This window comes from Streptomyces sp. NPDC047917, assembly GCF_043204345.1.
Lineage (GTDB): Bacteria > Actinomycetota > Actinomycetes > Streptomycetales > Streptomycetaceae > Streptomyces > Streptomyces sanglieri.
In genome coordinates this window covers 167,095-188,617 of the sequence record NZ_JBIDCA010000009.1, presented here as the reverse complement: position 1 = coordinate 188,617, position 21,523 = coordinate 167,095, and the positions used below count along the sequence as shown (strand labels likewise).

The window sequence follows — 21,523 nt, the reverse complement described above, 5'->3', positions numbered from 1 at the left end:
GACGGTGCCGCCCGCCGCTACCGGCCGTAGTGATAGCGGCAGGCGACGATGCGTACCTCGTCCTCCACCACGCGGTAGACGAGCCGGTGTTCCTCGCTGATCCTGCGGGACCAGTAGCCGTGGAAGCCGTGCCGCAGGGGTTCCGGTTTGCCGATGCCCTCGTTCCCGTTGCGGACGACGTCCTGGATCAAGGCATTGATCCGCTTGAGGACCTTGCGGTCCTGGGTCTGCCACCACACGTAGTCCGCCCAGGCGGATTCGTGCCAGATGAGCTTCATTCGAGGAGCTCCTGTACCTCGCCGCCGCCGTTCTCCAGATCGTCGATCGCCGTCAGGACACGACGCGCGTTCTCGGGGCTGCGGTACAGGTAGGCCGTCTCCTTCAGGGACTCGTACTCGTCGAGAGCCACGATCACCACGGGCTCGTGCCCGGCACGCGTCACTATGACTTCTTCGCGGTCGTTGACCACGGCGCTCAGGGTCTCCGCGTACTTGGCGCGCGATTCCGTGTAGGTCATGGTTCGCATACTCGTCCTCCCGGCGTGAGCCCATGTACAGGAAGCTGTACGTACAGGAAAATGTACGTACAAGGTGCCGGGAAGGCAAGGCGCCCGCGAGTCCCCGTCTCCGGAGCCCCGTACCCTGGGAAGCCGATCGATCCCCCTGGGCAGGAGTGAAATGGCCGTCAATCTGGTCAATGTCGAGCAGGTCAGCAAGGTGTACGGCACCCGTGCCCTGCTCGACGGCGTGTCCCTCGGGGTGTCCGAGGGGGACCGGATCGGGGTCGTGGGCCGCAACGGCGACGGCAAGACGACGCTCATCCGGATGCTCGCCAAGCTGGAGGAGGCGGACAGCGGACGTGTCACCCACAACGGCGGGCTGCGGCTCGGCGTCCTGACCCAGCACGATTCGCTCGACCCGCAGGCGACCATCCGCCACGAGGTGATCGGCGACCTCGCCGACCACGAGTGGGCGGGCAGCGCCAAGATCCGCGACGTACTCACCGGACTCTTCGGCGGCCTCGCGCTGCCCGGCTTCGAGCACGGCCTGGACACCGTCATCGCCCCGCTCTCCGGCGGCGAGCGGCGCCGGATCGCGCTGGCCAAGCTGCTCATCGCCGAACAGGACCTGATCGTCCTCGACGAGCCGACCAACCACCTCGACGTCGAGGGCATCTCCTGGCTGGCCGGCCACCTGCGGGCCCGCCGCTCCGCGCTCGTCTGCGTGACCCACGACCGCTGGTTCCTCGACCAGGTCTGCACCCGCATGTGGGACGTCCAGCGCGGCACCGTCCACGAGTACGAGGGCGGCTACAGCGACTACGTCTTCGCGCGGGCCGAGCGGGAGCGGATCGCCGCGACCGAGGAGTCCAAGCGGCAGAACCTGATGCGCAAGGAGCTGGCCTGGCTGCGCCGCGGCGCCCCCGCCCGCACCTCCAAGCCCCGCTACCGCATCGAGGCGGCCAACGAACTGATCGCCGATGTGCCGCCGCCGCGCGACACCAGCGAGCTGATGAAGTTCGCCAACGCCCGGCTCGGCAAGACCGTCTTCGACCTGGAGGACGTGACCGTCCAGGCGGGCCCCAAGACGCTGCTCACCCACCTCACCTGGCAGCTCGGCCCCGGTGACCGGATCGGCCTGGTCGGGGTCAACGGCGCGGGCAAGACCTCGCTGCTGCGGGCGCTGGCCGAGGCGGCCCGCACCCAGGGCGACGCACAGCCCGCCGCCGGGAAGGTCGTCGTCGGCAAGACCGTCAGGCTGGCCTACCTCTCCCAGGAGGTCGCCGAGCTCAACCCGAACCTGCGGGTGCTGGAAGCGGTCCAGCAGGTACGGGACCGGGTCGACCTCGGCAAGGGCCGCGAGATGACCGCGGGCCAGCTCTGCGAGCAGTTCGGCTTCTCGAAGGAGAAGCAGTGGACCCCGGTCGGCGATCTCTCCGGCGGTGAGCGGCGCCGGCTCCAGATCCTGCGCCTGCTGATGGACGAGCCGAACGTCCTCTTCCTCGACGAGCCCACCAACGACCTCGACATCGAGACCCTGACCCAGCTGGAGGACCTCCTCGACGGCTGGCCCGGATCGATGATCGTGATCTCCCACGACCGGTTCTTCATCGAGCGGACCACGGACCGGGTGATGGCGCTGCTCGGTGACCGCACGCTGCGGATGCTGCCGCGCGGCATCGACGAGTACCTGGAGCGCAGGCAGCGGATGGAGGAGGCGGCCACACCCTCCGCCGCCCCCGCGCCGGCCAGGGAGAGCGCCCCGGCCGCGACGGTCTCCCCGCAGGCCGCCCGTGCCGCGAAGAAGGAGCTCCAGAAGGTCGAGCGGCAGCTCGACAAGATGTCGACGCGGGAGACCACCCTGCACGCGCAGATCGCGGAGCACGCCACGGACTTCGAGAAGGTGGCGAAGCTCGACGCCGAACTGCGTGAACTGGTCGCCGAACGCGACGAGTTGGAGATGCGCTGGCTGGAACTGGCGGAGGACGCCTGATCGCCACGGTGCGTCAGGTGTGACCGCCGGGGCTTTCGGGGCTCCGTACGAACCGCGGTCCGGCCAGTACGGACAGCCTCCGCAGCCGTACGGGCAGTTCCCGCAGGGGGTGGTACGGGCAGCCTCCGCGCGGCTGACCGACCCGGTGGCCGAAAAGGCGTGGGTGGTACAAAGAAGCCCCGCTCGACAGCCGTAACACCGCGGGATCCATGCCTGATTCGCTCCTTTCCGGGGAGTCCAGGGGTTTCGGCCCCGTTGTGTTCCACGGAATCGCGGGGGAGACCGGACCGGGCACCGGACCGCACGAAGGGGGACGTGCCGATGACCCAGCCGCCCGGCCAGCAACCGCCGCAGGGAGGCTTCGGGGCTCCGTACGAACCACAGCCCGGCTCGTACGGGCCACCGGCCCAACCGCCGACGCCACCGCAGTCCCAGCCGCAGCCCCAACCGCCGGCGCCACCGCGGTCCCAGCCGCCGGCGCAGCCTTCGGGGCAGGTCGCCGGCCCGTACGGCACGCAGCCGCCCAGTCCGTTCGGGCCGCCGCCGGCCCAGCCGCCCGGCCCCTACGGGCCGCCGCAGGCCCAGCCCGGTCCGTACAACGCGCCCGCGCAGCCGGGGCTTTACGACGCGCCGACGCAGCCCGGGCCGTACGGTGCGCCGTCGTCACCGCGGTCCGGTGGCCCCACGGGCAGTGGTGGTGGCGGGTTCTTCCGGGGCAGGCGGGGCGCGGTCGTCGGTGCCGTGCTCGCCGTGGCGCTGCTGGCGGGCGGTGGCGTCTGGCTGGCGACGAGCGGGAGCGGCGGGAAGAAGCCCACGGCGAAGACGGGCGCCGACCCCGCGCCGGGTCCCTCCACCGGTGAGAAGTCCAAGGGCAAGGAGAAGGACCCGGGACCGGGCGCCCTGCGCGCGGAGGCCGACGGGATCAACGCCAAGCGCAAGGACGGCGAGGCGAAGGTCCAGTGGCTCCAGGAGGGCGGCGTCGACCTGCCCCGCAACGGCGAGAGCGTGTACGGCCCCTGGTTCGTCGGCGGCACCGTCGTCAAGGCGATGTTCCACACCGTGTCCGGCTATTCGGTCGCCGACGGCAAGCAGAAGTGGAGCCTGCGCCTGCCGGGCAGGCTGTGCGGGGCCCCCTCGCAGGCCACCACCGACGGCAAAATCGTCTTCGGGGTGCAGACCGGCAACGGCAGCGAGGCGGAGTGCAACGGCCTCCAGATGGCCGACCTCACGACCGGCAGGGCCGGCTGGTACAAGACCTTCGAGCGGCAGGGCACCTGGGACCTGCTCTCCGACATCGCGATGGCGATCAACGGCGACACCGTGACCGTCGGGCGCAAGACCAGGACGGACGCCTTCCGGGTCAGTGACGGCAAGGTGCTCTTCGGGAAACTTCCGGGCAACTGCCAGCCGTTCGGCTTCGCGAGCGGACCGCTGGGGATCGCCGCGGCCAGCTGCCAGACGGCGGCCGACGACCACAAGGAACAACTGGTGGAACGGATCGACCCGGCCAGCGGGAAGGTCCTGTGGAAGTACGAGGTCAAGAAGGGCTGGGAGGTCTCGCAGTTCTACTCGGTCAGCCCGCTGGTCGTCTCCCTGAAGAAGGGACAGGACTGGGCCATCGTCATGCTCAACGCGGACGGCACCTACCGCTCCCAGCTGGTCGGCGGCACCGAGAACTACCGGGTGGAGTGCGACACCGATCTCATCACCGGCGGCGGAAACCTCGACAACTGCCTCGGGGTGGCAACCGACGACCGGACGGTCTACCTGGCGACCAAGCTCGGCGAGTCCGACACCACCACCCCCAACAAGGTCGTCGCCTTCGACGTGAGCACCGGTCGGGTCAAATGGAAGGCCGACGCCCCGGCCGGACAGACCATGATGCCGATGCGGGTGGAGGACGGCCGGCTGCTGGTGTTCGTGGAGTCGTCGACGGACCGGGCCGGCGCCATCGCGTCGCTGCCGCCGACCGGTGGCACACCGCGGCTGCTGCTGCGGCACCCGGACGCGGGAGTACGGACCGAGCGCTCGCTCTTCCAGCCCCGGGTCGCCTACGTGAACGGCCGCTCCCTCCTGATGAGTACGAGCATCAGCGGGGTCGAGGACGGGGACGAGGAGCGGGCCAAGTCGATGGAGATGTTCGGCAACTGACGGACACCGAGGCGTAACGGAGGCATCACGGGGCGGTTCTCCCTTGGGAACAGGGGGTGGACCGCCCCGGTGCGCGGGGTCTCGCGGGTGGTACAAAGAAGCCCCGCTTGACTGACGTAACACTGCGGGATCCATGCCTGATTCGCTCCTTTCCGGGAAGTTCAGGGGGTTTCGACCCCGTTGTGTTCACGGAATCGCGGGGGAGACCGGACCGGGCACCGGACCGCACGAAGGGGGACGTGCTGATGACCCAGCCGCCCAGCCAGCAACCGCCGCAGGGAGGCTTCGGCGCGCCGCAGGAGCCGCCGCCGGGAAGTCCTCAGCCGCCCCAGGGCCCGCCGCAGACCCCGCCGCCCGCCCAGCCGGGCTACGGCTATCCGCAGGCACCCGGCCAACCGCCGGGCCAGGCCCCCGGCTACGGCTACCCGCAGCAGCCGGCCCAGCAGCCGGGCCCGTACGGCCAGCAGCAGCCGGGCCCCTATGCCCAGCAGCCGGGTCCGTACGGTCAGCAGCAGCCCGGCCCCTACGGGCAGCAGCCGGGTCCGTACGGTCAGCAGCAGCCCGGTTACGGCTACCCGCAGCAGCAGTACCCCGGCGCCCCCGCCCCGAGCGGTCCCGGCGGCGGTCCCTCCAAGCGCAAGCCCGCGATCATCATCGGTGCCGCGGCCGCCGCGCTCCTGGTGATCGGCGGCGGCATCTTCGTCGCCACGAGCGGGGGCGACGACGACAAGAAGCCCGTCGCCAAGGAGAGCGGGGACGCGAAGCCGAGCGGTTCGCCCTCCGTCAACGAGGGCAACGGAAACGGCGACGGTGACGGCCGCGAGGGCGACGACGACCTCAACGCCGGGCGCAAGGCCGGCGAGGCGAAGGTCCTCTGGCTCCAGAAGAACGACATCGACCTGCCGCGCAACGGCTCCGACGTGTACGGCCCCTGGGTGGTCGGCGACACGATCGTCAAGGGCATGTACCGCTCGATCTCCGGCTACTCGGTCGCCGACGGCAAGCAGAAGTGGACCCTCAAGCTGCCCGCCGACCTGTGCGCGGCGCCCGCCCAGCCCGCGGCCAACGGCAAGATCGTCATCGGGGTCAAGAACGGCACCACCGACAAGGCGAACTGTGCCGATCTCCAGATGATCGACCTCGCCACGGGCAAGACCGGCTGGAAGAAGTCGATCAAGAAGAACGGCACCTGGGACTTCCTGTCGGACATCTCGCTGGCCATCAGCGGCGACACCGTGACGGTCGGGCGCACCGGGAACTCCAACGCCTACCGGGTCAGCGACGGCAAGGAGCTGTTCGGCAAGCCGTCGGGCATCTGCCAGCCGTTCGCCTTCGCCGGCGGGGCCAAGCTGATCGCCGCCTCCAGCTGCCGCACCGACGACGTCGACAACCCGCAGCACCAGATCCAGCAGCTCGACCCGAACACGGGTAAGGCCATGTGGACCTACCGGCCCAAGCGTGGCTGGGAGATCGACAAGGTCTACTCGGTCAGCCCGCTGGTGATCTCGCTGAAGAAGGACAAGGAGTGGAGCGTCCTCGCGCTGAAGGAGAACGGTGCGTTCCGCACCGGCATCACCAGCGACAAGGGTGACAAGTTCGCCCCGGACTGCGGCAGCGCCTTCGCCATCTTCGGCAAGTCCCTCGACGGCTGCACCGGGGTCGCCGCCGACGCCAACACCTTCTACATGGCGACCGCGCCGGACTCCAGCGGCAGCGCCCGCACCAACAAGGTCGTCGCGTTCGACCTGAACACCGGCAAGTCCAAGTGGAAGGCGGCCGCCCCGGCCGAGCGCACGGTGAAGCCGCTGCGCATGGAGGGCGGCAATGTGCTGCTCTACGTGGAGACCGCCTACGAGAAGGGCGGCGGCATCGCCACCCTCGCACCGACCGGCGGCACCCCCCGGATGCTGCTGCAGCACCCCGCGTCGACGTCCATGATCGAGCGCGACTTCTACAACATGAAGGTCCTCTACGCGGGCGGCCGTTCGTTCATCGCGAGCGGCCGGGTCAGCGCCAGGAACGACAAGGAAGAGCTGGAGACGAAGACCATGATGGCCTTCGGCAACTGACGGCTCACGAGGCCCCTCGGCGGCAGAAACCGGCCGCCGGAGCCCCACGGCTCATGACCGGCAGCGGTCGGCGCACGACCGACCGCTGCCGGACCCGTCCCACCGACTCCCTTTCCCCCAGAGGTACGTACGCCATGACGCAGCCGCCCAACGATCCGCCCCAGGGCGGATTCGGTGCCCCGCAGGACCCCCCACAGGGTGGGTTCGGCGCCCCGCAGGAACCCCAGCCCGGTGGGTTCGGTGCCCCGACGCCGCCGCCCGCCGACCCGTTCGGCAAGCAGCCGGCCACCCCGCCCGCGGGCGGGTTCGGCGCCCCGACCCCGCCGCCCGCGGACACCCCGCCGCCCACCGGCGCCCCGCAGCAGCCGGGCCCCGGCTACGGCTACCCGCAGGCCCAGCCGCCGCAGCCCGGCTACGGCTACCCGCAGGGCCAGCCCACGCAGCCCGGCTACGGCTACCCGCAGGCGCCGGTGCCCGGACAGCCGCAGCAGGGCTACGGATTCCCCCAGGGCATGCCGCCCGGCCAGCCGCCGCAGCAGGGGTACGGCTACCCGACCACCCCGATGCAGCAGCCGCAGCCGCCCCAGCAGGACGGGAACGGCGGCAAGAAGTTCAGCACCCAGATGCAGATCATCGTCGCCGCCTCGGTGGCCGTGGTGCTGATCGTGGCCGGCGGCATCTGGTACTCCTCCGGCGGTGACGACGGGAAGAAGGAGGAGGCGTCCCGGTCCGGTGGCACCACCACCGAGGGCAAGGGCGGCCAGGGCGGCGGCAACGCCGTCGACGGCGCCGGCAAGGAGAAGGTGCCCGCGGACCCCAAGTCCAAGGTCGCCTTCCAGCTGCCGCTGCCCAAGGTCACCGACGTCACCAAGGTCGACGGCTCCTGGCTGACCGACAAGGCGTACGTGAAGACCGGGCTGAACGAGATCGTCGCCTACGACCTGGCCAAGGGCACCAAGCTCTGGTCGATCCCGCTGGCGGGCCAGGTCTGCGCCGCGTCCCGGCACATGTCCAAGGACTTCAAGACCGCGGTCGCCTTCCAGCAGAGCAAGCCGACCAAGGCGACCAAGTACCCGCCGTGCAACCAGGTCGGCGCGCTCGACCTCGCCACCGGCAAGCTGATGTGGAGCAAGTCGGTGACCGCCGCCACCAGCGGCGACGCGGAGGTCAGGTTCGACGAGGTCACGCTCAGCGGCACCACGGTCGCCGCGGCCGGAACCGAGGGCGGCGCCGCCTTCGACCTCAACACCGGCGCCGAGCGCTGGAAGCCCAAGGCCACCACCGACGGCTGCTACGACAAGGGGTACGGCGGCGGCGAAGCGCTCGCGGTGGTCCGCAAGTGCGGTTCGTACGACGACCCGCAGCTCGTCATCCAGGCGCTGAACCCCACCACCGGGGCGCCGATCTCCTCGTTCAAGATGCCGCCCGGTGTCGACTACGCGAGCATCGTCTCCACCAAGCCCCTGGTCGTCGCGGCCGACGTCGGCGACACCGCCGGTGACGGCAGTGGCATCTCGGACTTCTTCTCGATCGACGCCTCCACCGGCAAGCTGCTCACCCGGATCGCGGCGGACGCCGAGAAGTACGCCGCGCGCTGCGCCTCCACCGAGGTCGAGAGCTGCAGCCAGCTGGCCGTCGGCAACAACCGCATCTACGTGCCGACCGAGGACCACGAGGGCACCGGCGAGTACGGCGACACCAACGAGATCGTCTCCTTCGACCTCACCACCGGCAAGCCGACCAGCGACAAGGCCGACGCGGGCGACCGCTACACGATGTTCCCGATCCGCATGGACGGCGGCAACATCATCGCCTACCGGGTCCCCCCGTACGACAAGGGCGGCCAGGTCGTCTCCATCGACGGCGCCACGTTCAAGCAGACGGTGCTGATGGAGAACCCGAGCGACAAGTCGATCCGGGACGCGGAGACCAGCTTCACGCCGGACTACACCGAGTTCCGCTACAACGACGGGCACCTGTACCTGTCCAGCACGATGGTCAGCAAGCCGAGCGGTTCGCTGGACACGAGCCGACGACTGGTGGTCAGCTTCAACAGGCCGTAACAACAGGCCGTAACAACAGGCCGTAACAACAGGCCGCACGCAGGCGGGGGTGGTGTCCGGGCAACGGGCGCCACCCCCGCGCACGTTCGGGGCCGGGCACACCGCAGGCCCTGCGGAAGTGATCCGTAACGGTCGGCGGGCCGATCACAACGACGACCAGTCGGACATGACGCACCATCAACCGGTCCCGAACGCACGCCGATCCGGCGTTCCGGCTCCTTTTGGCCGGTAAGACGCCCGCGGCGTCGAACAAGCGTGTAGCTTGCCGGGTCAGGAAGGCCGGGGGGCCCGGTGTGCCGGTGCAACGGGGGTGTGCTCGATGGGCGTGCGGCTCATGGTGGTCGATGATCACAGACTGCTCGCCGAGGCACTCGCCTCGGCGCTGAAACTGCGGGGCCACCGGGTCCTCGCGGCCGCCGCACCGACCTCGGGGGCGGCGGAGCTGGTGGTCAGCAGGGCCCCGGACGTCTGCCTGTTCGGCACCGCGGCCCCGGCCGAACCCGGCGCCTTCGACCCGATCGTACGGATCCGGCGCGAGCGCCCGCAGGTGGCCGTCGTGGTGCTCGGTCCGGTGCCCAGCCCGCGCGGGATCGCGGCGGCCTTCGCGGCGGGGGCCGCGGGGTACGTCCGCCACGACGAGCGCATGGAGGGCGTCGAGCGGGCGATGGTCAAGGCGCGAGCCGGAGAGGCGGCGGTGGCGCCGCAGCTCCTCCAGGGGGCCTTCGCCGAGCTCCTCAATCCCGCCGCCGCGCCGGACGACGAGGGGCAGCGGCTGTTGCAGATACTCACCCCGCGCGAGGTCGAGGTCCTGGTGCGGGTCGCCGAGGGCGAGGACACCCGGCTGATCGCTGCCGGGATGCGGATCGCGCCCAGCACCGCGCGCACGCATGTGCAGCGGGTGCTGATGAAGCTGGGCGTCGGCTCCCGGCTGGAGGCCGCGGCGCTCGCGGCCCGCACGGGGCTGCTGGACCACGCGGCACCGACCGAACCGCCGGGGCTGCCGGGACAGGCGGGATAGCCGGGCCTGCCGGGACAGCCAGACCAGCCAGACCAGGCGGGACGGCCAGACGGGCCAGACCGGCCAGACGGGCCAGACGGGCCAGACCGGCCAGACCGGCCAGACCGGCCGGGACAGCGAGGCGGCGGCCGAAGCGTTGAGCCGTGGCTCGTTCCCGCAGACATGACGAACACCACGCACCACGCACCGGGGCCGTGCCAGGCCGCCGGGCGTGGACCACTCATTGACGTCATTGTTGACTTGTGGTTCATTGTGTTTGTTTATGTTTGGAGGAACCTGGTGAAGAAGACGGTTACGACGCTCGCCGACGGCCGGGAGCTGCTCTACTACGACAGTCGCGACGACATCGTCCGAGACGCCGTCGACCGGCGTCCCCTGGACCCGGTCTCGACCTCGTCCGAGATCCGTCGCGATCCGTTCCTCGGCGACAGCGTCGCCATCGCCTCGCACCGCCAGGGCCGCATCTACCACCCGCCGGCCGACGAGTGCCCGCTCTGCCCCTCGCGGGAGGGCCGGCAGAGCGAGATTCCCGAGGCCGACTACGACGTCGCCGTCTTCGAGAACCGCTTCCCCTCGCTGGCCGGCGACTCCGGCCGCTGCGAGGTCGTCTGCTTCACCTCCGACCACGACGCGTCGTTCGCCGACCTCACCGAGGAGCAGGCCGCCCTGGTCCTTTCGGCCTGGACCGACCGCACCACCGAGCTGGCCGAACTCCCTCAGGTCAAGCAGGTGTTCTGCTTCGAGAACCGGGGCGCCGAGATCGGCGTCACGCTCGGCCACCCGCACGGGCAGATCTACGCGTACCCCTTCGTCACCCCGCGCACCGAGCTGATGTTCCGCTCGATGGCCGCCCACCGCGCCGAGACCGGCGGAAATCTCTTCGACGACGTGGTGGCCCGCGAGGAGAAGGACGGTTCCCGGATCGTCATCGACGCCGAGCACTGGGTCGCCTTCGTCCCGTACGCCGCCCACTGGCCGTACGAGGTCCATCTGCACCCGCGCCGCCGCGTCCCCGACCTGCGGGAGCTCGACGAGGCCGCACGCACCGAGTTCCCACAGGTTTATCTGGAACTCTTGAGGCGATTCGACCGGATCTTCGGCCCCGGAGAGCCGCCGACCCCGTACATCTCGGCCTGGCACCAGGCCCCGTTCGGGGTCCCCGGACGGGAGGACTTCGGCCTCCATCTGGAGCTTTTCACCATCCGACGCACCTCCGGCAAGCTGAAGTTCCTCGCGGGTTCCGAATCCGGCATGAACGTGTTCATCAACGATGTGCCGCCGGAGGCCGCGGCCCAGCGACTGCGAGAGGTAGCGAGCGAGTGAGCAAGCCCCAGAAGAAGTACCTGGTCACAGGCGGCGCGGGATACGTCGGCAGCGTGGTCGCCCAGCACCTGCTGGAGGCCGGGCACGCGGTCACCGTTCTCGACGACCTGTCGACCGGGTTCCGGGAGGGCGTCCCGGCCGGGGCCGAGTTCATCGAGGGCCGCATCCAGGACGCCGCGAAGTGGCTGGACGCCTCCTACGACGGCGTGCTGCACTTCGCCGCGTGCTCCCAGGTCGGCGAGTCCGTCGCGGACCCGGAGAAGTACTGGGTGAACAACGTCGGCGGCTCCCTCGCGCTGCTCGCCGCGATGCGCGACGCCGGGGTCCGCACTCTGGTCTTCTCCTCCACCGCCGCCACCTACGGCGAACCGGCCACCACCCCCATCACCGAGTCCGACGCGACCGCGCCCACCAACCCCTACGGCGCCACCAAGCTCGCCGTCGACCACATGATCACCGGCGAGGCGGCCGCGCACGGACTGGCCGCGGTCTCGCTGCGCTACTTCAACGTGGCCGGGGCGTACGGCAGTTGCGGGGAACGGCACGATCCCGAGTCGCACCTCATCCCGCTGGTCCTCCAGGTCGCGCTCGGCCGCCGCGAGTCGATCTCCGTGTACGGCGACGACTACCCGACCCCCGACGGCACCTGCGTCCGCGACTACATCCACGTCGCCGACCTCGCCGAGGCCCACCTGCTGGCGCTGGACGCGGCCACCGAGGGCGAGCACCTGATCTGCAACCTCGGCAACGGCAACGGCTTCTCGGTGCGCGAGGTCATCGAGACCGTCCGCGAGGTCACCGGCCACCCCGTCCCGGAGACCGCGGCCCCCCGCCGCGCCGGTGACCCCGCCGTGCTGGTCGCCTCCGCCGCCACCGCCCGGGAGCGGCTCGGCTGGACGCCGTCCCGCGCCGACCTGACCGGAATCGTCACCGACGCCTGGACGTTCGCCCGCCGAGAGGAGCCCACCGCCCCATGACCGAGAACACCGGGACGACCGCCGCCCGCACCGAGCCGACCGCCTCCCTCGCCGAGCTGACAGCCTCCTTCACCGAGCTGTACGGACACGCGCCCGAAGGGATCTGGGCGGCCCCCGGCCGGGTCAACCTGATCGGCGAGTACACCGACTTCAACGACGGCTTCGTGATGCCGCTCGCGCTGCCGCACACCGCGCTCGCCGCCGTCGCCCGCCGCACCGACGGCGAACTGCGACTGCACTCCACCGACGTACCCGGCGGCGTCGTCCAGCTCCGGCTCGACGACCTGGCCCCGCACCAGGGGCACGGTTGGGCGGCGTACCCCGCCGGAGTCGTCTGGGCGCTGCGCGAGGCCGGTCACCCGGTCACCGGGGCGGACATCCAGCTCACCTCCACCGTCCCCACCGGCGCGGGCCTGTCCTCGTCCGCCGCGCTGGAGGTCGTCACCGCGCTCGCCCTGAACGATCTCTTCGAACTCGGTCTCTCCGCACCCGAGTTGGCGGTCCTCGGTCAGCGCGCCGAGAACGACTTCGTGGGCGTGCCCTGCGGGGTCATGGACCAGATGGCGTCCGCCTGCTGCACCGAGGGCAACGCGCTCCACCTCGACACCCGCGATCTCACCCGGCGCCAGATCCCCTTCGACCTGGCCGCCCACGGACTGCGGCTGCTCGTGGTCGACACCCAGGTCAAGCACGCGCTCGGTGACGGCGCCTATGCCGAACGGCGGGCCGGCTGCGAGGCGGGCGCGGCGGCACTCGGCGTCCGGACGCTGCGCGAGGTGCCGTACGACGGCCTCGGCGCGGCCCTGGACACCCTGGCCGGGGCCGGTGTCGACGAGTCGGTGGTGCGCTACGTACGCCATGTGGTCAGCGACAACGCGCGGGTGGAGCAGGTCATCGCGCTGCTCGACGCGGGCGATGTGCGGGCCGCGGGCCCGGTCCTGAACGCCGGACACGTCTCGCTCCGCGACGATCTGCGGGTCTCCTGCCCGGAGCTGGACCTGGTGGTGTCGGCGGCGAACGGGGCCGGGGCGCTCGGCGCGCGGATGACCGGTGGCGGCTTCGGCGGCTCGGCGATCGTGCTGGTGACGGAGGAACAGGCGGACACGGTCGCCAAGTCGGTGCTGGAGGCGTTCGCCGCGGCGGGCCACACCGCCCCGCGGATCTTCCCGGCCGTCCCCTCGGCGGGCGCCCGCCGCCTCGGCTGAACACCGCTGCCGGCCCGGCCGGGCCGGCAGCCCTTCGTCCGCTTCCGGCACAGAACGAAACACGTGCCACATCCAGGAGGCGGCCGGAGCCGGTCAGTTCTGCGAATCGGCTTCCGCCACGGCCCGTCGGTCGTACCCTGATGCACAGCACCGGTGGGGGCCGGTGCTGATTCAGGGGTACGAGACAGTCGGGTGCGGCGCCCGGGGCGGGCGGTGGCCGGGACACGGCGGCGGCCGTGGAACCATGGTCCATCTCTCCGATCCGGGGGCCGTACCCGTACTGGTTCGGTCCCTTTCGGCGGGCCGGGGGTGGCCCCAGGAACAGACGCGGCATGGGGGTGCCTGTGGTTCGTATCCGGGTTCTCGTGGTGGACGACCACCGAATTTTCGCCGAGTCGCTCGCAGCGGCGCTCGCGGCCGAGCCGGACGTCGATGTGGCGGCGGCGGGCAGTGGCCCCGCCGCCCTGCGATGCCTTGAGCGGGCCGCCGCCGAGGGGCGCGGCTACGACGTGATGCTGGTCGACGCCGAGCTGGGCATCCTGGGCACGGCGGGCGGCCGGCGGGCACCCGTGCCGGTCCCCGCCGACGGGGAGAGCGCCCCGGTGGACGGCATCTCCCTGGTGGCCGGGGTCCGTTCGGGCCGGCCGTCCGTACGCACGGTGGTGCTGGCCGAGAAGGACGACCCGGTCCGGGCCGCGCTGGCGCTCCAGGCCGGGGCGTCGGGCTGGGTCGCCAAGGACTGCTCGCTGCAACGGCTGCTCACCGTCATCCGGGGCGTGCTGCGGGACGAGACGCATCTGCCTCCGGCGCTGCTCACCGGCGTACTGCGGGAGCTGACGGCGGCGCGCAAGCACCGCACCGAGAGCGAGCAACTGGTCGAGTCGCTGACTCCGCGCGAACGCGAGGTGCTGCGCTGCATGGTGGCGGGACTGGGCCGCAAGGCGGTGGCCGAGCGGCTCTTCCTCTCCCCGCACACGGTCCGTACCCATATGCAGAACGTGCTGGGGAAGCTGGGAGTGCACTCCACGCTGGCCGCGGTCGCGCTGGCCCGGCGCGCGGGAGTCGGCCCGGCCGAACCGGGTCCGGCGAGCCCGGCGCTAACCGGGGATGTTGTCGAACGGGGCGGTCAACTGGCGTAGCAGTCCGGCCAGTTCGCCCCGCTGCTGGGTGGAGAGCTCGCTCAGGATGGCGCGCTCCTGGGCCAGCAGCCCGGCCAGCGACTGATCGGCCTTGTCGCGGCCCTCGGCGGTCAGCCGGACGAGCACGCCGCGGCGGTCGCTGGGGTCGGGGAGGCGCTCGACGAGGTTCTTCTTGGTCAGGCGGTCGATGCGGTTGGTCATCGTGCCGGAGGTGACCAGGGTCTGGGTGAGGAGCTGGCCGGGGGAGAGCTGGTAGGGGGCGCCCGCGCGACGCAGCGACGTCAGTACGTCGAACTCCCAGGGCTCCAGATTGTGCTCGGAGAAGGCGATCCGGCGGGCCCGGTCCAGATGGCGGGCCAGGCGGGAGACGCGGCTGAGCACCTCGAGTGGTTCCACGTCGAGGTCGGGGCGCTCGCGGCGCCATGCAGCGACCAGTCGGTCGACCTCGTCCTCCATGTGGATCAGTGTAGATGGTCCCTCGACATGAAGTCTCTTGAATTCAAGTGTCTTGACATCAAGATATCTCTGACGTGATCCTGAACCCATGACCACACCCACCTGGGACCCGCAGCAGTACCTGCGCCACGCGGACCACCGCACCCGCCCCTTCCTCGACCTCCTCGCCCGCATCGCGGAACTCCCGGCCACCCCCGCACCCCGCATCGCCGACCTCGGCTGCGGCGCCGGCAACGTCACCGCCCTGCTCGCCGACCGCTGGCCCGAAGCCCGCATCACCGGCTACGACAACTCCCCGCAGATGCTCGAACGGGCCCGCGCCCACGCCGGCCCCCACCTGGGCTTCGCCGAGGCCGACGCCGCCACCTGGACCCCCGCCGAGCCCTACGACCTGATCGTCTCCAACGCCCTGCTCCAGTGGGTCCCCGGCCACACCGACCGCTTCCCCGCCTGGCTGGACGCGATCACCCCCGGCGGCACCCTCGCCTTCCAGGTCCCCGGCAACTTCGACCAGCCCAGCCACGTCCTGATGCGCGAACTCGCCGGCTCCCCGCGCTGGCGCGACCGCCTCGCCGGCGAACTGCGCCACGCCGACGCGGTCCTCACCCCCACCGCCTACCTCGACGCGCTGACCGCCCCCGGCATCACCGCGGACGTCTGGGAGACCACGTACCTGCACCTCCTGCCCGGCCAGGACCCGGTCCTCGACTGGGTGAAGGGCACCGGCCTGCGCCCCGTCCTGACCGCGCTGGCCGACGACCCCGAGGCCCGCGACGCCTTCCTCACGGAATACCGCGACCTTCTCCGCACCGCCTACCCCCAAGGCCCGCACGGCACCGTCTTCCCGTTCCGCCGCATCTTCGCCGTCGCCCGCAAGGAGAAGTGATGATCGCCGCCCTCGACCACGTACAGCTCGCCGCCCCGGAAGGCTCCGAGGACGCCCTGCGCGCCTACTACGCCGACACCCTCGGCATGACCGAGATCCCCAAGCCCCCGGCCCTCGCGGCCCGCGGCGGCTGCTGGTTCCAGGCGGGCCCGGTCCAGCTCCACCTCGGCATCGAGCAGGACTTCCGCCCGGCGAAGAAGGCCCACCCCGGCCTGCGCGTCACGGACATCGAGGCGTACGCGGCCCGGCTGGAGGCGGACGGCGCACCGGTCCGGTGGGACCACGACCTGCCGGGACACCGGCGCTTCTTCAGCCACGACCCGGTGGGCAACCGGCTGGAGTTCCTGGAGCGGACGGACGGCTGACCGCCACCGTCACAACTCGTCCTGCGCCTCGCGGGTGATGTCGATGTCGATCGGGAACGGCACACCCGTCTTGAGCCGGTCGTGGTGGATCCCCGTCAGCGCATACGCCTTGGACACCGGATCCAGCTCGTACACCCGCACCACCGGGTGGTTGTCGGTGCCGGCCATGTCGACCAGCCAGAAGTTCGGGATACCGGCCGAGGCGTACTTCCCCGGCTCGGTGTCACGGTCGCGGGCCTCGGAATCGGGCGAGACGACCTCCACGGCGAGCAGGACGTCGGCGGCCTGGAAGCGGGTCTGCTCAAGATCGGTGGCGGCGTCGGCGCGGACGACGGACACATCGGGTTCCGGACCGTTGCGCTGATCCAGTACTACGGTCATCTCGCGCTCGGCCTTCTGGTCGGCCGGGATCGTGGCACGCAGGCCGTTCATCAGCAGGTCGATCATCTTGGCGTGGAAACGGCGCTGTGGACTCACAAAAACCAGGCTCCCGTCGAGCAACTCCGTGTGCGGCGGGAGATCGGGCAAGGTGAACAGATCGGCCACCGTGTATCCGTCCTGGGGCGGCACCGGCCAGCGGGAGCTGTGCGCGGTGAACGGCTCGGCGGTCATGATTCCTCCCATGGACGGGATTCTGGGCCTGCTCCCTCACGGTAGCGGTCGGAATCGAGCAGCGTCATCACAAGGAGTGACGCCGGGTCGGTGTCGATCTCGGTCCAGACGAGGAGACCGCCGCATACGCGCCGCTGACCCCAGTCGGTGGCCAGGTCGTCGACGATCAGCAGCCCGCGTCCGTCCTCCCGGTCCGGCGATGGCGCGCCCGCCGCGGTCGCACGGCCCTGTCCTTCGTCGAGCACTCCGTACGTCGTGCCGATCCTCGTTGTGTCTATTGGCTGATCCGATGGGATGGCTCGGAGCCGCAAGACAAGGCGGCATCGAGTCAGACCGACAGTAATTAAGAGAATGTCTCACGTAGAACTCGTAACACGATCTTGTGACCTCAGGCGTTGCATCGCTGTCCGGGCATAGAGATCGAGTTCCAACCCAGTGCCCAGTAGCTACTGAGAGGTCATATGGGATACGCGGGAGTTGCTGTGATGGTTATAGGTGGGCTAGGCCTGATCGTCTCAACAGGGGGGCAACGCGACTGGAACAACTGGACAAGACGCCAGAAGGCGGGGGCCTCGCTGAGTGCTGTGATCCTCGTAGCCGGACTCATTCTGATGGGCATCGACTCTGGATCTGGTGCCTGATCCTGGATGCACCGGTTCGGCCTGGGAGCGGGTGGGCTCCCAAGCCGGTAGGTGCGGGCTGCAGGGGCGGGAGGTGGGTAGGTGGCGGCCCTCACTCGGAGGCTGCGAAGAATGGCGACGACCTTCTTTTTTTGCTTGGCCCGAGATCATTGCCCGGCTGCCCCAGACGTGTTCGTAGGCCTTGTTGCCGTGCATGGCGGCCATCGCGGTCGGGCCCGCGCTCCGGCCCGACGCAAGCGGCTCCCCTTCGGACAGCTCCGCACCACCCAGTCCGCAGCGTCCGGCACCCGAGGCTTCGTCGGCGGCACCAACGACCCCACCGGCCTCACCCACCTCGGCGCGCGCGAATACGACCCCGCCCTCGGCCGTTTCCTCTCCGTCGACCCCGTCATCGACGTCAACGACCCGGCGCAGATGAACGCGTACAGCTACGCCCACAACAGGGCAGCAAATGGGTTGGCACCAGACACCCAAGAAGGACCCGGATTCCCAGAAGCGCTACCGCGCATATCGGGCCAACCCCAGCACGTACAAGGTCTACCACTACGATGCAAAGAAAGCATCGCAGTCCAAGGCCCGAGCGACGGCACGGATGAAAGCATCGCTGGCTGCCCAGGCAAAGGCTGATGCCCAACGCCGTCAGAAGGACGCCGTCCTGGAAAGCATCAGCAAGTCCATCGGGAGAATGGTCGACCAGGTCTTCGCGTCTGGTGGAGACGTGCGAACACACGGCATATGTTTGGCACTGCACGGCGGCGTCGGTGGAATGGGAAATATTGGCGGCTGCGCCCTTGCCACCAAGACATCAAATGGATCATGGGAGTTCGGGCTGAGCGGCACCGCAGGCATTTCGGGGGTGGGTGGAGGTCTGTCGGGCGATGTCTCCTACCTTCAGAGCAATGCGGACAAGATAGGTCAACTCGAAGGCTGGGGACTGGACAAGGGGGCGTCGGCTCACTACTACGGTGGTCTGACGGCAAACCATGAAGCCGCCTTCAATCTGGACGGCAGCTGGGGGCGCAATTCGCGCGGAGAGCAGGTCTGGGGCACCAACGTCGGAGGCGGCTTGGGTGTTGAGGCAGGTCTGGAAGCCGGAGTGAACCACACTTGGACTTATACACACTGAACGCAGTCTTCTGGCCTGCCACCCGCCGGTTGACGGGGGCAGGCCAGGGGGCTGTGCAATGTCTACGGTAATTGTCGCAGGAGCGTTGTGCTGTTTACTTAGCTTTCGGGGGATCTCATGCACAGTACATATCGAATTATGGATGGAGCGCCTTGATAATTATCTTCTCGTTGATCTTCATGCTAATGGGTTTCAGTCTGTGCAAGAACTGGCTAGGTGTCACCGACTGGATATCCGGCGGATACATAACTCCGACACCTTCGACTCATCATCTGTCTCTTCCATGGCGTTTTGCTCGCGGATTCGGGGCGTTGCTCATAGCGTTCGGAATCTTCATAGCGGTCGTCTTTCTCTGGGGCGTTGTGCGTGACGCCGGGGGGCTGTGATGGTCTTCCTGGTTTTCATGGCACTCTTCCTGCCTCTGGGGTTGCTGGTGCTGAGAAATTCGGACAGGTGGACACAGGGGTTCAGGGAAGCGCTTGAAGGGGCAGGGATGCGGCGGGGCCTGATCTCTGGGATCGCTGTGGGCTGGACCGTAGTCGGGGCTCTGGCCGTCGTGGCGATCCTTGTTGTGTCTATTGGCTGATCCGATGGGATGGCTCGGAGCCGTAAGACAAGGCGGCATCGAGTCAGACCGACAGTAATTAAGAGAATGTCTCACGTAGAACTCGTAACACGATCTTGTGACCTCAGGCGTTGCATCGCTGTCCGGACATAGAGATCGAGTTCCAACCCAGTGGCCAGTAGCTACTGAGAGGTTATATGGGATACGTGGGAGTTTGCTGTGATGGTTATAGGTGGGCTAGGCCTGATCGTCTCAACAGGGGGGGCAACGCGACTGGAACAACTGGACAAGACGCCAGAAGGCGGGGGCTCGCTGAGTGCTGTGATCCTCGTAGCCGGACTCATTCTGATGGGCATCGACTCTGGTGCACGCCTTCATCCGAAACGGAATGGGCTACGAGATCCGCGAAGTTGCCAACCCCAATTGCTGGGCCTACTGGCTCAACATCCCGGTTTCCTGCCCTGGCGACACCTTCGTTGTCGACCGCTCTTGACGGGACCGTCTTGGCTGCCGTGGAGCTCGTGCCGGGCCAATGTTGTTGGCGCCGATGGCCGGAGACGGTCGATGGCCAACTCTGCGAGCAGCGTCCGCCTGCGTGCCGTTCGGTCTTCGTCCGGGGGCCGGTACTGGGACGCAGGCATGCCACAGACGCTCCCGGGCTGATCCGGCCGAACGGGTGACCACCCCTCGTTCAGCTCTTGCGGTGCCCTATCAGCCTCGGCTTCGCCTCCAGGTTCTCCAGGCCGTGCCAGGCCAGGTTCACCAGATGGGCGGCGACCTCCGACTTCTTCGGCTTGCGGGCGTTCACCCACCACTGGCCGGTCAGGGCGACCATGCCGACCAGTGCCTGCGCGTACAGCGGGGCCAGCTTCGGGTCGAAGCCGCGGGCCTTGAACTCCAGGCCCAGGATGTCCTCCACCTGGGTGGCGATGTCGCTGATCAGGGAGGCGAAGGTGCCGGTCGACTGGGCCACCGGGGAGTCGCGGACCAGGATCCGGAAGCCGTCCGTGTACGTCTCGATGTAGTCGAGGAGGGCGAACGCCGCCTGCTCCAGGAGTTCGCGCGGGTGGCCGGCGGTCAGCGCGCTGGTGACCATGTCCAGGAGCTGGCGCATCTCACGGTCGACCACGACGGCGTACAGGCCCTCCTTGCCGCCGAAGTGCTCGTACACCACCGGCTTGGAAACACCGGCACGCGAGGCGATCTCCTCGACCGAGGTGCCCTCGAAGCCCTTGTCGGCGAAGAGCGTACGACCGATGTCCAGCAACTGCTCGCGACGCTCCTTGCCGGTCATCCGCACCCGGCGGGCCCGCCGGGGGGAGGAGGAAGGACGGTTTTTCTCGCTGCTGGTACTGGAGTCGGTCGCCACGTCGTCAATCATGCCGCGTCGGCGCGCTCGCGGTCGCGCCGGGCGTCGATACGGCGGGACTCGATCCGGGCGGAGTCCGGCCAGCGCACGTCGTGCGCCCAGCCCAGCATCTCGAACCAGCGGATCAACCGGGCACTCGAATCGATCTGACCGCGCATCACGCCGTGCCTGGCACTCGTCGGATCCGCGTGGTGCAGGTTGTGCCACGACTCGCCGCAGGACAGGACCGCCAGCCACCACACATTGCCCGACCGGTCACGCGACCTGAACGGGCGCTTGCCGACCGCGTGACAGATCGAGTTGATCGACCAGGTGACGTGGTGCAGCAGGGCCACCCGGACCAGCGAACCCCAGAAGAAGGCCGTCGCCGCCCCCCACCACGACATCGTCACCAGACCGCCGACCAGCGGCGGCAGCGCCAGCGAAACGATCGTGAGGGTGAGGAAGTGACGGGAGACGGCGCGCAGTGCCGGGTCCTTGATGAGATCGGGGGCGTACTTCTGCTGCGAAGTCTGCTCCTCGTCGAACATCCACCCGATATGGGCCCACCACAGGCCCTTCATCAGCGCCGGCAGGCTCTCGCCGAAGCGCCACGGCGAATGCGGGTCGCCCTCCGCGTCGGAGAAACGGTGATGCTTGCGGTGGTCGGCCACCCACCGCACCAGCGGACCCTCCACGGCCAGCGAACCGGCCACGGCCAGGGCGATGCGGAGCGGTCGCTTCGCCTTGAAGGAGCCATGCGTGAAATAGCGGTGGAAGCCGATCGTGATGCCGTGGCAGCCGATGAAGTACATCGCCACGAGCAGGCCCAGATCGAGCCAGCTCACACCGCGGCCCCAGGCCAGCGGCACCGCCGCGACCAGCGCCACGAACGGCACCACGATGAACAGCAGAAGGGCGATCTGCTCGATCGACCGCTTGTTGTCCCCGCCGAGCGTGGCGGAGGGAAGAACGCGACCGTCGGCCGACGATGGCTGGGCATCGTCGATCACAGCGGGGCTGGTGTTCATGGGGGGTCCCCTGGGGAGGAGGGATACGACGGACAGCTCTGGCTACGCACCCGTAA

19 protein-coding genes and 1 pseudogene are annotated in these 21,523 nt (G+C 69.4%); 13 read left to right on the top strand and 7 right to left on the bottom strand.

Translation table 11 applies throughout. From position 1 onward, the window contains the following. Positions 1-17: 17 nt before the first annotated feature. Both ACGF8B_RS22820 and ACGF8B_RS22815 read right to left on the bottom strand, forming a co-directional pair. Entirely contained in the window at positions 18-278 is a 261-nt protein-coding gene (locus tag ACGF8B_RS22820) for a Txe/YoeB family addiction module toxin (RefSeq protein ID WP_392741401.1), read from the bottom strand. After that, positions 275-526, bottom strand: coding sequence for a type II toxin-antitoxin system Phd/YefM family antitoxin (locus ACGF8B_RS22815; protein ID WP_392741398.1), 252 nt, complete (start codon positions 524-526; stop codon positions 275-277). The genes ACGF8B_RS22820 and ACGF8B_RS22815 overlap by 4 nt, the downstream gene beginning before the upstream one ends. Positions 527-677: 151 nt before the next feature. On the opposite strand from ACGF8B_RS22815, the gene ACGF8B_RS22810 reads away from it, so the two are divergent. The 9 genes from ACGF8B_RS22810 to ACGF8B_RS22770 all read left to right on the top strand — a co-directional run bounded on the left by ACGF8B_RS22810 (position 678) and on the right by ACGF8B_RS22770 (position 14,437). Further along, on the top strand, positions 678-2,492 hold the full coding sequence (locus tag ACGF8B_RS22810; protein ID WP_392741395.1) for an ABC-F family ATP-binding cassette domain-containing protein: 1,815 nt from the start codon (positions 678-680) through the stop codon (positions 2,490-2,492). A 321-nt stretch (positions 2,493-2,813) separates the two neighbouring features. Then, positions 2,814-4,643 (top strand): PQQ-binding-like beta-propeller repeat protein, encoded by a 1,830-nt coding sequence (locus tag ACGF8B_RS22805; RefSeq protein WP_392741392.1) that lies wholly within the window; start codon positions 2,814-2,816, stop codon positions 4,641-4,643. Positions 4,644-4,888: 245 nt separating this feature from the next. Further along, positions 4,889-6,712, top strand: coding sequence for a PQQ-binding-like beta-propeller repeat protein (locus tag ACGF8B_RS22800; RefSeq protein ID WP_392741389.1), 1,824 nt, complete (start codon positions 4,889-4,891; stop codon positions 6,710-6,712). Positions 6,713-6,846: 134 nt separating this feature from the next. Beyond that, positions 6,847-8,775: a PQQ-binding-like beta-propeller repeat protein gene (locus ACGF8B_RS22795; RefSeq protein WP_392741387.1), complete on the top strand. Its 1,929-nt coding sequence runs from the start codon at positions 6,847-6,849 to the stop codon at positions 8,773-8,775. A 319-nt stretch (positions 8,776-9,094) separates the two neighbouring features. After that, positions 9,095-9,793, top strand: coding sequence for a response regulator transcription factor (locus ACGF8B_RS22790; protein WP_392741384.1), 699 nt, complete (start codon positions 9,095-9,097; stop codon positions 9,791-9,793). Between the two features lie 279 nt (positions 9,794-10,072). Beyond that, the gene (gene galT, locus ACGF8B_RS22785; protein ID WP_392741381.1) at positions 10,073-11,116 is read left to right on the top strand and encodes a galactose-1-phosphate uridylyltransferase; all 1,044 of its coding nucleotides are present in this window, start codon (positions 10,073-10,075) and stop codon (positions 11,114-11,116) included. After that, on the top strand, positions 11,113-12,093 hold the full coding sequence (galE, locus tag ACGF8B_RS22780; RefSeq protein WP_392741379.1) for a UDP-glucose 4-epimerase GalE: 981 nt from the start codon (positions 11,113-11,115) through the stop codon (positions 12,091-12,093). The genes galT and galE overlap by 4 nt, the downstream gene beginning before the upstream one ends. Continuing rightward, positions 12,090-13,298, top strand: coding sequence for a galactokinase (gene galK, locus ACGF8B_RS22775; RefSeq protein ID WP_392741376.1), 1,209 nt, complete (start codon positions 12,090-12,092; stop codon positions 13,296-13,298). Before galE ends, galK begins: the two co-directional genes overlap by 4 nt. Before the next feature lie 332 nt (positions 13,299-13,630). After that, positions 13,631-14,437, top strand: a complete 807-nt coding sequence (locus tag ACGF8B_RS22770; protein WP_392741373.1) for a LuxR C-terminal-related transcriptional regulator — start codon at positions 13,631-13,633, stop codon at positions 14,435-14,437. On the opposite strand, the gene ACGF8B_RS22765 is transcribed toward ACGF8B_RS22770, so the two are convergent. Then, the gene (locus tag ACGF8B_RS22765) at positions 14,396-14,893 is read right to left on the bottom strand and encodes a MarR family winged helix-turn-helix transcriptional regulator (protein ID WP_072487439.1); all 498 of its coding nucleotides are present in this window, start codon (positions 14,891-14,893) and stop codon (positions 14,396-14,398) included. The genes ACGF8B_RS22770 and ACGF8B_RS22765 overlap by 42 nt on opposite strands. Positions 14,894-14,981: 88 nt before the next feature. On the opposite strand from ACGF8B_RS22765, the gene ACGF8B_RS22760 reads away from it, so the two are divergent. Both ACGF8B_RS22760 and ACGF8B_RS22755 read left to right on the top strand, forming a co-directional pair. Next, on the top strand, positions 14,982-15,779 hold the full coding sequence (locus ACGF8B_RS22760) for a trans-aconitate 2-methyltransferase (protein ID WP_392741369.1): 798 nt from the start codon (positions 14,982-14,984) through the stop codon (positions 15,777-15,779). Beyond that, positions 15,779-16,144, top strand: a complete 366-nt coding sequence (locus ACGF8B_RS22755) for a VOC family protein (RefSeq protein WP_392741366.1) — start codon at positions 15,779-15,781, stop codon at positions 16,142-16,144. The genes ACGF8B_RS22760 and ACGF8B_RS22755 overlap by 1 nt, the downstream gene beginning before the upstream one ends. 9 nt (positions 16,145-16,153) lie before the next feature. Here ACGF8B_RS22755 and ACGF8B_RS22750 read toward each other — a convergent pair whose 3' ends face one another. Together ACGF8B_RS22750 and ACGF8B_RS22745 are read right to left on the bottom strand one after the other, a co-directional pair. After that, positions 16,154-16,756 (bottom strand): Uma2 family endonuclease, encoded by a 603-nt coding sequence (locus ACGF8B_RS22750; RefSeq protein WP_392742014.1) that lies wholly within the window; start codon positions 16,754-16,756, stop codon positions 16,154-16,156. After that, positions 16,753-17,001, bottom strand: coding sequence for a hypothetical protein (locus ACGF8B_RS22745; RefSeq protein WP_392741363.1), 249 nt, complete (start codon positions 16,999-17,001; stop codon positions 16,753-16,755). Before ACGF8B_RS22745 ends, ACGF8B_RS22750 begins: the two co-directional genes overlap by 4 nt. A gap of 507 nt (positions 17,002-17,508) precedes the next feature. Here ACGF8B_RS22745 and ACGF8B_RS22740 point away from each other — a divergent pair. Both ACGF8B_RS22740 and ACGF8B_RS22735 read left to right on the top strand, forming a co-directional pair. Beyond that, positions 17,509-17,787: pseudogene (locus ACGF8B_RS22740) on the top strand (RHS repeat-associated core domain-containing protein); the annotation flags it as partial. 61 nt (positions 17,788-17,848) lie between these two features. Next, positions 17,849-18,523: a hypothetical protein gene (locus ACGF8B_RS22735; protein WP_392742055.1), complete on the top strand. Its 675-nt coding sequence runs from the start codon at positions 17,849-17,851 to the stop codon at positions 18,521-18,523. Between the two features lie 1,256 nt (positions 18,524-19,779). On the opposite strand, the gene ACGF8B_RS22730 is transcribed toward ACGF8B_RS22735, so the two are convergent. Both ACGF8B_RS22730 and ACGF8B_RS22725 read right to left on the bottom strand, forming a co-directional pair. After that, entirely contained in the window at positions 19,780-20,469 is a 690-nt protein-coding gene (locus ACGF8B_RS22730; RefSeq protein ID WP_342285153.1) for a TetR/AcrR family transcriptional regulator, read from the bottom strand. Further along, a complete protein-coding gene (locus ACGF8B_RS22725; protein ID WP_392741360.1) occupies positions 20,466-21,467 on the bottom strand; it encodes an acyl-CoA desaturase in 1,002 nt (333 codons plus the stop codon). Before ACGF8B_RS22725 ends, ACGF8B_RS22730 begins: the two co-directional genes overlap by 4 nt. Positions 21,468-21,523: the final 56 nt, after the last annotated feature.